This is a genomic window from Catellatospora coxensis (genome assembly GCF_016862635.1).
GTDB classification, from domain to species: domain Bacteria; phylum Actinomycetota; class Actinomycetes; order Mycobacteriales; family Micromonosporaceae; genus Catellatospora; species Catellatospora coxensis.
Window position 1 is genome coordinate 71,685 of sequence record NZ_BONI01000022.1, and the last position, 12,248, is coordinate 83,932.

General features: G+C 70.0%; 10 protein-coding genes. 5 read left to right on the forward strand and 5 right to left on the reverse strand.

The genetic code is table 11. The features are described from left to right. Positions 1–12 precede the first annotated feature (12 nt). The 5 genes from Cco03nite_RS15210 to Cco03nite_RS15230 form a co-directional block, all read right to left on the reverse strand. Complete coding sequence (locus Cco03nite_RS15210) at positions 13–1,764, reverse strand: ATP-binding protein (RefSeq protein WP_373314241.1); 1,752 nt, start codon at positions 1,762–1,764, stop codon at positions 13–15. Positions 1,765–2,001: 237 nt separating this feature from the next. Beyond that, positions 2,002–3,072 (reverse strand): hypothetical protein, encoded by a 1,071-nt coding sequence (locus Cco03nite_RS15215; RefSeq protein WP_203692730.1) that lies wholly within the window; start codon positions 3,070–3,072, stop codon positions 2,002–2,004. Beyond that, positions 3,069–3,563, reverse strand: a complete 495-nt coding sequence (locus Cco03nite_RS15220) for a SigE family RNA polymerase sigma factor (protein WP_203692731.1) — start codon at positions 3,561–3,563, stop codon at positions 3,069–3,071. The genes Cco03nite_RS15215 and Cco03nite_RS15220 overlap by 4 nt, the downstream gene beginning before the upstream one ends. Positions 3,564–3,783: 220 nt before the next feature. Further along, on the reverse strand, positions 3,784–4,509 hold the full coding sequence (locus Cco03nite_RS15225) for a pyrimidine reductase family protein (protein WP_373314243.1): 726 nt from the start codon (positions 4,507–4,509) through the stop codon (positions 3,784–3,786). Between the two features lie 170 nt (positions 4,510–4,679). Then, entirely contained in the window at positions 4,680–5,750 is a 1,071-nt protein-coding gene (locus Cco03nite_RS15230; RefSeq protein WP_203692732.1) for a potassium channel family protein, read from the reverse strand. A gap of 280 nt (positions 5,751–6,030) precedes the next feature. On the opposite strand from Cco03nite_RS15230, the gene Cco03nite_RS15235 reads away from it, so the two are divergent. From Cco03nite_RS15235 to Cco03nite_RS15255, 5 genes are all read left to right on the forward strand, one after another. After that, a complete protein-coding gene (locus tag Cco03nite_RS15235) occupies positions 6,031–7,335 on the forward strand; it encodes an ABC transporter substrate-binding protein (RefSeq protein WP_203692733.1) in 1,305 nt (434 codons plus the stop codon). A 95-nt stretch (positions 7,336–7,430) separates the two neighbouring features. Beyond that, complete coding sequence (locus tag Cco03nite_RS15240) at positions 7,431–8,456, forward strand: carbohydrate ABC transporter permease (RefSeq protein WP_203692734.1); 1,026 nt, start codon at positions 7,431–7,433, stop codon at positions 8,454–8,456. After that, on the forward strand, positions 8,453–9,361 hold the full coding sequence (locus Cco03nite_RS15245) for a carbohydrate ABC transporter permease (RefSeq protein WP_203692735.1): 909 nt from the start codon (positions 8,453–8,455) through the stop codon (positions 9,359–9,361). The genes Cco03nite_RS15240 and Cco03nite_RS15245 overlap by 4 nt, the downstream gene beginning before the upstream one ends. Next, positions 9,358–10,776, forward strand: coding sequence for a GH1 family beta-glucosidase (locus Cco03nite_RS15250; protein ID WP_239167387.1), 1,419 nt, complete (start codon positions 9,358–9,360; stop codon positions 10,774–10,776). Before Cco03nite_RS15245 ends, Cco03nite_RS15250 begins: the two co-directional genes overlap by 4 nt. Before the next feature lie 63 nt (positions 10,777–10,839). After that, positions 10,840–11,862, forward strand: coding sequence for a LacI family DNA-binding transcriptional regulator (locus Cco03nite_RS15255; protein ID WP_120318735.1), 1,023 nt, complete (start codon positions 10,840–10,842; stop codon positions 11,860–11,862). Positions 11,863–12,248 lie beyond the last annotated feature (386 nt).

Sequence of the window (12,248 nt, forward strand, 5' to 3'; positions counted from 1 at the left end):
TCAGTCCTCGCCTCAGAAGGGGATCTCGTCGTCGGCCATGCCGTTGCGCGCCCCCGAGCCGACCACGGCGAACGGGTCGGTGGCGCTGACCATGCTGGCCAGCGTCGCCCGCGGCGCCGGACCCGCCTCGCCGGGCCGGGTCGCCCAGGCCGGGAACGGGAACTCCACCGCCAGCGGCACCGGGATCTCCGGCTGCCCCACGAACATGGTGCCCGGCTTGGCCAGCAGCACCCGCTGGCGCTGCGCGGGCGGCAGGAAGCCGTACTCCGGGCGGCCGGCCTCGGCCGGGTCGAGCCGGCCGACGACGCGGATCGCCGAGTTCGCGACGATGCGCCGCTCCACCTCCGAGGCGGTCTGCTGCGCACCGATCAGCACCACGCCCAGCGAGCGGCCGCGCTCGGCGATGTCGAGCAGCACGTCCTTGATCGGGCTGGAGCCGTCGCGCGGCGCGTACTTGTTCAGCTCGTCGAGCACCACGAACAGCAGCGGCTTGGCCGTGCCCGCCTTCTCCTTGCGCTCGAACTCGGTCTTCAGCGTCACGCCGACCACGAAACGCTGCGCCCGGTCCGGCAGGTTGTGCAAGTCGACCACGGTGACCTGGGAGCTCTCCGCGGTGGAGATGCTGTGCGCGCGGCGCTCGGGCAGGTCGCCGCGGATCAGCCGGCCCAGGTCGCGCTTGCTGTTGATCAGCCGCCGGGCGAACGCGTTGACCGTGGCCACGCCGATGGAGCTGCCCGCCCACTGGCCCCGGGTGTCCTCGTCGTTGAGCTGCTCGACCAGGTGGTCGACGAACTGCTCGTAGCTGTTGATCCGGAAGCCGTCGAGGGTGATGCCGCCGTCGCTGGGCACCGCGTGCTTGGCCAGGTGCGCGGTGACCGAGTGCACCACCATCGTGTACTGCTGCCGCTCGTCGTCGGCGTCGGCGAACACGTACGGCAGCAGCCGGTCGGCGCAGAACTGCGCCAGCGTCCAGTAGAACGGGTCCACGCCGGTCAGCCGGCTGGCCACGTCAGGGCTGCCGGTCGGGTCCCCGGCGCGGGCCGGGGCGAACACGCTGACCTGTGGGAACGGCGCGGCCTCCAGGCCGAGCTTGTGGTACTGCGCGCGGGTGCGCTCGTCCAGGCGGGTGTTCTGGTGGTCGAGGAACAGCAGGTCCTCGCCCTTGACGTTGAAGATGAGCGCCTTGGTGTTGACCGCGTCGCCACCGAAGACGCCCGAGCGGAACACCGAGTAGAGCAGGAACGTCGCGAAGCTGGTCTTCGTCGCCACGCCCGAGATGCCCGAGATGGACACGTGCGCGCCCCGGCTGCCGTCGAGGAAGTCGGCGTTGAGGTAGACCGGCTGGCCGTCGCGGCCGGTGCCGATGGGCAGGCGGCGGTGCATGCGGTCGAACGACAGCGCGCTGTCGCGGGACTCGCCCTGGGCCCGGAACGCGACCGCGCCGGGCAGCGGGGGCACGTACACCTCGGGCTCGACCCGGGTGACCGTGACCTCGGCCGCCTCCTGCACCTGCGCGGGCAGCATGCCCTCGGCGATGGCGAACACGTCGGAGTCGAAGCTCGCGCCCTCGTGGCGGGCCCGCACGCTGGTCACCACCCCGGCGATGGTGACCATGCCGATGTCGGGCAGTGGCCGCTGGGTCACCACCACGTCGTCCAGCTGCAGGTATGACCCCTCGGCGACCGCGACCCAGAAGGTCAGCGGACTCGCGTCCTCGGTGCCCAGCACCCGCCCGACCGGCGTTCCCGGCTGCTCCTCGCTCACCCGAGGAACCCTAGCGGCCACCAACGACAAAGCCATCGTTCTCGCGCTCCGACAGTGACCAGCACCCCTCCCCGTGTCGCGACCCCGACACCTGCCCACGCCGTCTCCGCGTGCGCGGCGCAGGCCGGCCATGATCGCCGTCTCAGGTCAGAAAGTCAGGTCAGACCTCGCTTTTCGTCCAGGGACGGCGATCATGGCCGCGGCTGATCGCTGTCAGCCGGGACAGTCATGGCCTGGTCAGGCACCTTCCTTGCCCGGGATGACCTCCACCACCCAGGCGCCGGTGACGTTGCGCGGCGTGACCGTGATGGTGACCAGGGAGCCGGGGGCGGGCGGGACGTAGCCGACGGGCTCCGGCCTGGGTTCGTAGGTCGCCGTCTGCCAGTAGAAGCCGGACTCCCCGGCGTCGTAGTCCCACCAGGTCGGCGAGTTCACCTCGAAGCCGTTGATCAGGATGCCGAGCGTTCCCGGGGTCTGCGAACGCAGACGCAGGTCGAAGCGGTCCCGCCAGACGACGGTGACGCTCACCGGGTGAAGCGGGGCGTCGGCGTTGCCGCGCAGCCACAGGTGATCGTCAGGCGGTGCGTGCTCGACCCCGCCCATCATCAGCACGCTGTCGAACTCGACCGGCCGGAGCGTGGCCGGCCGAGCGGGTAGCGGATAGTCGGCGTACGCCATGTTCTCGCCGACCGCCACGCTCATCCATGCGGTCGGTGGCACCGGGACGTGCTCCGACTTCTCCTCCTGCGAGTGCCAGAGCATCACGCCCGTGGCGGTCATCGTGACGGTGGCGGGGGTGCCCACGCGCAGGCCGAGGTTCGCCGCCGCGCGCTCGTGGTCCGGCCAGGTGACGCTGCTGGTCCCGCCGCCGCAGGTGCCGCTGTGGGTTTCGTGGCCGTTGATCGACATCTGGAATTCCAGGGTCCCGTCCGACACGCCCGTGCCGCAGCGGCGGAACAGCCGCAGATCGGTGGTCGTCGGGGTCCACGTGACGGTCACCGATGTCGCGCCCGGTGCGGTCGTCGCGGCGGCCACCACGCGGGCCCCGCTCGCGTACTCGGGGAAGCCCTCGATGAGGCGGGGCAGCGGGCTCGGGGTGACCGCGGGCTGGGGGGCGCCGCGCAGCGCGGGCGTCACGCCGTACCCGATGAGGACCAGCGCGACCACCGCGGCGAGCGTGCCGCCGACGGTCATCCGGCGGCGACGGCGCGTGGCGATCCTGTTCTGCACCTCGTCGAGCCGCATGTGCTGGCTGAACTCGGCGGGCGGGGTCGAGCGGTCGTCCAGCAGCTCCTTCAGGTCGATCATGCGAAGGCCCCCTCGATCGTGAGCGTCTCGTCCAGTCGCAGCCGCGCCAGCGCCTTGGCGGCCTGGCTCTTCACGGTGCCGACGGACACCCCCATCACCTCGGCGATCTGCGCCTCGCTGAGGTCCTCGAAGTAGCGCAGCACCAGGACGGCCCGCTGGCGGCGGGGCAGCCTGCCCAGCGCCCGCCACACCTCGTCACGGGCGTCGACGTGCAGGTGCGGCTCGCTGCCGACCGGTTCGGGCAGCTCCGCGGTGGGCTGCTCGCCTCGCCAGCGCCGTCGCCACCAGGTGGCGTACGTGTTGACGAGGATGCGGCGCACGTACGGTTCGGGGTCGGCGTCGATGCGCCGCCACGCGCCCCATGCCTTGACCAGGCTGGTCTGCAGCAGGTCCTCGGCCTGCCCCCAGTCGTGGGTCAGCAGGTAGGCGGTGCGGAGCAGCCGTGGCGAGCGGGTGGCCACGAACTCCGCGAAGGTGTCGCTGTGCGTCACCGGTCCTCCAGGGTGTCGGTCGCCGGTACTACCACTCGGCCGACCGGAGGGGTTGCCTGCGCCCCGGAGCTGCTCGCAGGTCCCGCGAACCTACCCGACCGGCTCTTTTCGCGCAGGTCAGGGCAGGTGCTGCGTCGAGAAGGCGCCGTTCCTCCATCTATGGCGATGTGCGGAACTGCTGCTCGTCTCGCTGACGCGAGCCGACGATGCCCTTCCTTGCTTACGACGTGGCGCTTTCCTTCTTCACGTGACGCGTCAGGAGGAAGCCTTCGTCGGTGGTGAGGACGTGGGTGGTGGTCATGGGGCGGGGCGGGTGGGGCGGGCCGGCGGTGATGCGGCCGGAGCCGGCCCCGGCGAGTAGTGGCGACAGGGTCAGGCACAGCTCGCTCACCAGGTCCTGCTCACCGAGGGAGCCGAGCAACCGTGGGCCGCCTTCGCAGAGGAGCTGGGTGAGGCCCTGGGTGTGGAGCAGGTGCAGGCCGGTGGCGAGGTCGGGGATGTCGGCGACGTCGGCGACCGGGGCGAGGGCGCGGCGGGCGGCGGGGTCTGCGGTGGGGGAGGTGAGGATCAGGGGGCGCACCGGGGCGTCGGCCAGGGCGGGGGTGGCCGGGTCCAGGCGCAGGGTGGCCGAGACCACGACCAGCCGGGGGTACGCGGGCAGCCCGTGCTCGCCACGCCAGGCCCGGCGGGCGGGGTCCAGGGTGAGCGGGCGGTAGCGCTCGTCGCGCAGCGTGCCCGCGCCGACGAGCAGCCCGTCGCAGAGCATGCGCAGCAGCCGGAACACGCGTTTGTCGTCCGCGCCGGACAGCCCGGCGGACAGCCCGTCGACGGCGACCGCGCCGTCGAGGCTGGACACGAAGTTGACCCGCAGCCAGGGGACGCCGGCACGGGGGTAGAGCCGGGCCAGCTCGTCGTCGTCGAGCACGGCCAGGTGTGCGGCGATCACTCGCCTGCCGCCCCGGTGGCCGGGGGAGTCGGCTGCGGCGGCCGGTGCTGGCAGTCGCACCAGGTCCGGCCCCGGCACTCGCGGTGCCGGCGCTCCCGGCACGCCTGGCAGATCATGCCGCCCACTTTATCGGCCGCGGGCGCGACGCGGGCCCGGAGCGGTGTGCGCGGTCAGGGGGTGCCGATGACCGAGGCGACCTCGCCGTTGCGGCCGCGCGGGCGGCAGGCGACCACGACGAGGCAGTCGGCCGGCTCGATGGCGGTGACCTCCTGCCACGGCAGGGCACGTCCGTCGCGCAGCACGGCGACGACCGGCTCCAGGCATTCACGCGGTGTGCGGCCGACCTCCTCGGGCCGCGCCTGGCGTTCCAGCAGTTCCAGCCCGTCACCGCGGACCAGCAGGTCCGAGAAGACCTCGCTGACCAGCGGGGACTTGGCGGCGACGCCCAGCAGGCGGCCGGCCGCCGCGGAGGAGGTGATGACCGCGTCGGCGCCGGAGCGCAGCAGCAGCGGCTCGTTCTCGGCCTCGCGGATCGCGACGGCGACCAGGCACTTGGGGTTCAGCTGCCGGACGGTGAGGGTGGCCAGCACGGCGGTGTCGTCGCGGTTGGTGGCCACGATGACGCGGGCCGCGGTGTGCACGGACGCCTGGCGCAGCACCACCGCGCGGGTGGCGTCGCCGAGCACGGCCGCGAAGCCGTCCCGGTTGGCCTCGTCGACGTACTCCTGCCGGTTGTCGACCACCACCACCTGCTCCGCGGCGGTCCCGGAGGCCTGCAGCTGGCGGATGGCGTTGGCGCCCTTGGTGCCGTATCCGATGACGACGGTGTGCCCTCGCAAGGTCTTCCTCCAGCGGTCGCGCCGCACTTGGTCACGGTAGTGCTTGGTGAGCACCTGGAACGCGGTGCCGACGAGGATGGCCAGGAAGGCGATCCGCAGCGGCGTGATGACCAGGACGTTGACCAGCCGCGCGGTCGGGCTGACCGGCACGATGTCGCCGTAGCCGGTGGTCGACAGCGTCACGGTGGCGTAGTAGAGCGCGTCGAGCCAGCTCATGTCCCCGTCGGAGCCGTCCTTGTACCCGGTGTGGTCGGCCATCACCACGCACACGACGGCGGCCAGGATGCCCAGGCCGTACACGACGCGCAGGGTGATCTGGCGGACCGGGTCGACCTCGCGCACGGGCAGCTTGATCTGCCCCCGCTCGATCGCGGAGGCGTTCGTCGTCTTCAGCCCGGCCATGCTCGGAGAGTATCCGACGATCAGTCGACCCAACCTGACCGTACGAACGAATTAGTAACCGTCGAACGGCCAACAACCTTGCCGTCGTTCCTGGCCAGGCTCTCTCGATCATGCAGTGACGTAGGTAACAGAATGGGAACGCTCCCATCAGCGCCCTTGACACCCACGTAACCTCACGGCAATCTCATGGGAGCGCTCCCGACCATGTGGTCCACGCCACAGGGAGTTCGATCCCTACGTTTCACCCCCACCGCACATCGACGACCTGAGAGGGGTCAGGATGAGCACGAACCTGCGGCGCCGTTCCTTCGCGGCGATCGCACTCGCTGCCGCCGTCACGCTCGGCGCAGCGGCCTGCTCGTCGGAGGAGCCGGGCAACGGCACCACCGAGCAGATCACCCTGAATGTGGATGTCTTCGGCAACTTCGGTTACGAAGAGCTTTACAAGCAGTACATGGCGGAGCACCCCAACATCAAGATCGTTGAGCGGGGCACCGGCTCGCAGCTGGACGCGCACAACCAGCAGCTGACCCAGCGGCTCGCCGCGGGCGCCGGCGCGGGTGACATCGTCGCTCTCGAAGAGGGCGTGATCATCTCCTACCTGGACAAGGCCAACCTGTTCACCGACCTGGGTGAGTTCGGCGCCAAGGACCTCGCGGGCAACTTCATCCCGTGGAAGTTCCAGCAGGGCACCACCGCCGACGGCAAGATCCTCGGCCTCGGCACCGACGTCGGCTCGATGGCCATGTGCTACCGCACCGACCTGTTCAAGAAGGCCGGTCTGCCGACCGACCGCGCGGCCGTCTCGGCCCTGTGGCCGACCTGGGACGACTACATCAAGACCGGTCAGACCTTCAAGAGCAAGGTCAAGGACGCGGGCTTCATCGACGCGGTGACCAACACGTACAACACGATCCTGATGCAGAAGGCCGGTCAGGGCGCGGGCTACACCTACTTCGACAAGTCCGGTGCGATGACGATCGACACCAACCCGGCTGTCAAGGACTCCTACGACCTCGCGGTCAAGATCCTGGACGCGGGCCTGTCGGCCAAGCTGCAGGCCTGGACCCAGGAGTGGAACAACGGCTTCAAGCAGGCCCAGTTCGCCACCATCGCCTGCCCGGCGTGGATGACCGGTTACATCACCGAGCAGAACGGCGCCGACGGCAAGGGCAAGTGGGACATCGCTGCCGCGCCCGGTGGCGGCGGCAACTGGGGCGGCTCGTTCCTGGCCGTGCCGAAGCAGTCCAAGCACGCCAAGGAGGCTGCTGAGCTGGTCAAGTTCCTGACCAACCCGGCCGGCCAGACCGCCGCCTTCAAGTCGAAGGGCAACCTGCCCTCGTCGCCGCAGGCGCTGGGTGACGCGGCCGTCAAGGCCGCCGTGAACGAGTACTTCAGCAACGCCCCGACCGGCGACATCTTCGCCAAGGGCGCGCTGGACCTCAAGCCGGTCTACCTGGGCGCGAAGAACGCCCCGGTGCGCACCGCGGTCGAGAACGCGCTCCGCACGGTGGAGCAGGGCACCAAGTCGTCTGCCGACGCCTGGACCGCCGCCGTCACCGACGGCAAGAAGGCCGCCCAGTAAGTAACGCCCGATGAAGCCGGGGTGCGCGGTCGAGTCCGACCGCGCACCCCGGCCATGGCAGTCACACGGTCGGCCGGCAACGCACAGGAGTGGTCATGGCAGTGCAATCCTCCACGCGACCTGAGGTCGCGCCGGGGCAGCGCAGGGGCGGCTCGCAGCTGCCCATGGAACCGCAGCGGAGCAAGGGAGTGCTCGGGCGGCTCGACATCAAATACTCCCCGTACCTGTACATCGCGCCGTTCTTCGTGGTCTTCGGGATCTTCGGCCTCTGGCCGCTGATCTACACGCTGCGGATGTCGCTGTACGACTGGGATCTCGGTTCCACCATCGAGACCGCGAAGTTCGTCGGCTTCGACAACTTCGCGATGTTCCTCGGCGACGAGGACTTCTGGAACTCGGTCGTCAACACGCTGGCGATGTTCCTGATGTCCACGATCCCCCAGCTGATCCTGGCGCTGATCCTGGCGAACGCGCTCAACAAGCGACTGCGCGGCCGCACGCTGCTGCGCATGGGCGTGCTGATCCCGAACATCACCTCGGTCGCCGCGGTCGCCATCGTCTTCACCCAGCTCTACAACCGCGACTTCGGTCTGATCAACTGGTTCCTCGGCTTCTTCGGCGTCGATCCGATCGACTGGACGGCGCACAGCTGGTCGTCGTGGGTGGCCATCTCCTCGATGGTGGACTGGCGCTGGACCGGCTACAACGCCCTGATCTTCCTGGCCGCGATGCAGTCGATCCCGCGCGACATCTACGAGTCCGCGTCGATCGACGGCGCGTCGGCCTGGCGGCAGTTCTGGACCATGACGGTGCCCATGCTGCGGCCCACCATCATCTTCGTGACCATCATCTCGACCATCGGCGGCCTGCAGCTCTACGGCGAGCCGCTGCTGTTCACCGGCGGCGGCAACCCGCTGCTGGGCGGCTCCGACCGGCAGTCGCAGACGGTGACCATGTTCCTGATGGAGCAGTTCTACATGAAGTTCGAGCTGGGCCGGGCCGCGACGGTCGCCTGGCTGCTCTTCATCATGATCCTGATATTCAGCGTCATCAACTTCCTGTTCACCCGGAGCCTCCGGTCGGCGGACGGGAAGGCCAAGCAGAGGAAGGTCGCACGATGACCGCCACCGCAGTGCGGCCCGGTACGGCCGCCCCGGCCCCGACCCGCCGTCGCCGCAAGGGTGGCGGGGCCGCCGAGCGGCTCTGGCAGGCCAGCCCGCTCACGTACGTCACCCTGCTGGCCGCGGTGGCGCTGTCGATCTTCCCGCTGTACTACATGTTCGTCATCGCGACGCGCACCAACGACGCGATCGGGCAGACCCCGCCCCCGGTGACCCCCGGCGGCGAGATCGGCGGCAACATCGACCGGCTGCTCGGCAACGAGAGCGCCGCGTTCATGACCGGTCTGGTGAACTCCGCGATCGTCGCGACGGTCATCACCGTGTTCGTGGTGTTCTTCTCGTCGCTGGCCGGCTTCGCGTTCGCCAAGCTGCGGTTCAAGGGCCGCAACGGCCTCATGCTCGGCATCCTCATCACGATGATGGTGCCGACGCAGCTGGGCATCGTGCCGCTCTACCAGATGATGTACGAGTGGGACCTGCACAACAAGCTGCCCTCGATCATCCTGCCGTTCCTGGTCAGCGGCTTCGGCGTGTTCATGATGCGCCAGTACGCGAGCCAGGCCGTGCCGGACGAGCTGATCGAGGCCGCTCGCATGGACGGCTGCAGCACGTTCCGGACCTACTGGAACGTGGTGCTGCCGGGACTGCGCCCCGCCATCGCTGTGCTGGGCCTGTTCACCTTCATGGAGCAGTGGAACTCGTTCCTCTGGCCGCAGATCGCGCTGGGCGACCCGACGAACCCGACCGTTCAGCTCTCCCTGCAGCGCCTTTCGCAGGGTTACTACAACGACTACTCCCAGGTGTTCGCGGGTACGCTGCTCAGTGTCGTGCCGTTGCTCGTGATCTTCATTATCTTCGGTCGTCAGATCATCGGCGGCATCATGGAAGGTGCAGTAAAAGCGTGACCACTCAGCAAGACCCTCAGCTCGCCACGCCGACCGTGTCCTTCCCCCAGGACTTCCTCTGGGGTGCGGCCACTGCCTCCTACCAGATCGAGGGCGGCGCGTTCGAGGACGGGCGCACCCCGTCCATCTGGGACACCTTCAGCCGTACCCCTGGCAAGGTGCTCAACGCGGACTCCGGCGACGTCGCCTGCGACCACTACCACCGCAGGGCCGACGACGTCCGCCTCATGGCAGAGCTCGGGCTCCGGTCCTACCGCTTCTCCGTCGCGTGGCCCCGGGTGCAGCCCGGCGGCCGCGGCCCGGCCAATCAGAAGGGCCTCGACTTCTACCGCGGCCTGGTGGACGACCTGCTCAGCAAGGGCATCGAGCCCTGGCTGACGCTGTACCACTGGGACCTGCCGCAGGAGCTCGAGGACGCCGGCGGCTGGCCCGCGCGGGACACCGCCTACCGGTTCGCCGAGTACGCGGGCCTCGTCCACGACGCGCTCGGTGACCGGGTGAAGTTCTGGACCACCCACAACGAGCCCTGGTGCAGCGCGTTCCTCGGCTACGGCTCGGGCGTGCACGCGCCCGGCGTGACCGACGGCGCGAAGGCCCTCGCGGCCGCGCACCACCTCAACCTGGGCCACGGTCTGGCCGTCCAGGCCATCCGGGCGTCGGTGCCGGACCGGCAGATGGGCATCACGCTCAACCTGCACTCGCTCAAGGCCGCCACGGACGCGCCCGAGGACCTCGACGCGGTGCGCCGCATCGACGGCGTCGGCAACCGGATCTTCCTGGACCCGGTGCTGCGCGGCGAGTACCCGGCCGACCTGCTCGCCGACACCGCCGAGCTGACCGACTGGTCGTTCGTGCAGGACGGCGACCTGGCGATCATCAACCAGCCGCTGGACATGCTCGGGGTGAACTACTACACCCGGCAGGTCGTGGCCGGCCCGTCCGACGACGGCGCGCCGGAGTCGCACTGGCGGGCCCCGTCGGCGTGGCCGGGCAGCGGACACGTCCGCTTCCTGACCCGGGAGCTGCCGGTGACCGAGATGGGCTGGGAGATCGACCCCGACGGCCTGGTGGACCTGCTCCAGCGCACGCACGAGAACTACGGCCCGATCCCGATGTACATCACCGAGAACGGCGCGGCGTTCGACGACAAGGTCGCCCCCGACGGCTCGGTGCCGGACCCGGACCGCGTCGCCTACCTGGACGCCCACCTGAAGGCGTGCCACCAGGCGATGGCGTCCGGGGTGCCTTTGCGGGGATACTTCGCGTGGTCGCTGCTGGACAACTTCGAGTGGGCCTGGGGCTACTCGCGGCGGTTCGGCATCGTCCATGTCGACTATGACACCCAGGTACGCACGCCCAAGACCAGTGCACACTGGTACGCGGACGTGATCCGGCGCGGCGGGCTCGCCGCCTGACGGCACAGCAACCCGGGGCCGGCCACCGGCCGGCCCCGGACCTGCCCAGAACGAGGAGCATCGATGACGACGCAGCGCACCAGGTCTGCGGGGCGGCCCACACTGGATGAGGTGGCCGCGCTCGCCGGCGTGGGCCGGGGCACCGTGTCGCGTGTCGTCAACGGCTCGCCCCAGGTCAGCCCGGAGGCCCGGTCGGCCGTCCAGGAGGCGATCAAGGAGCTGGGCTACGTGCCCAACCGCGCCGCCCGCGCCCTGGTCACCCAGCGCACCGACTCCGTCGCGCTGGTCGTGTCCGAGTCGCAGGAGCGCGTCTTCACCGAGCCGTTCTTCGCCGGCATCGTGCGCGGCATCAGCTCCGCCCTGGCCGACACGTCCCTGCAGCTGTGGCTCGCCATGGCGCAGACCCAGGGCGAGCGCCAGCGCATCGAGAACCACCTGACCAGCCAGCACGTCGACGGCGTGCTGCTGGTCATGCTGCACGAGTCCGACCCGCTGCCGCAGCTGCTGCGGCAGCGCGGCCTGCCGACCGTGCTCGGTGGCCGCCCCGTCAACGTCGACCCGCAGATCTCGTACGTCGACATGGACAACGTCAACGGGGCCCGCGCCGCCGTCGAATACCTGCTGGCCTCCGGCCGCAAGCGGGTCGCCACCATCGCCGGCCCGCAGGACCTCGGCGTGGGCGTCGACCGGCTCGTCGGCTACCGCGCCGCCGTGCAGAACGCCGCCGTCGAGCCGCTGATCGAGTTCGGCGACTTCAGCGAGTACAGCGGCGTCGACGCGATGCGCCGCCTGCTGGCCCGCCGCCCCGACCTCGACGCCGTGTTCGTCGCCTCCGACCTGATGGCCGCCGGCGCCGTGCGCGCCCTGCGCGACAACGGCCGCCGCATCCCCGAGGACGTCGCCGTGATCGGCTTCGAGGACTCGCCCGTCGCCCGGCAGACCGACCCGCCGCTGACCACGGTCTACCAGCCGGTCGAGGACATGGGCCGGCACATGGTGCGCCTGCTCCTCAGCCGCATCCGCGGCGAGGACCAGCCCACCCACGTCCTCCTCGACACCCACCTGGTCCACCGCAACTCTGCGTAGGGTCGTCGGCGACCGAGGTTTCCCGCGGCGCGTCAACCGCCCGCGGCGGGCTTCGGCGCGCTCCGCGCGCCTCCGACTTTCATATACGTTGGCCTATCTCATCGAACCTGGTGGCCGGATTTTCGATGAGATAGGCCAACGTATATCCAGGTCGGGCCGGGGCCGACGCCTGTGCGGAGCTGAGGGCGAGGTTGGCGGGGCGGGTGAGTATTCATTCGTCGTCCGCGTGGTGGACACGCGTTGACGGGGGTCCGGGCGGGCGTGGAGGATATGAGTCCGCCCCATGTCGGGCGGTGCATCTCATTCGAGATGATCGTTGTATGCCGGGTGATGGCGTGGTGTTACCGCACCATTTGCCGGTGATCGGCGATCATGGGTGGGTCCCG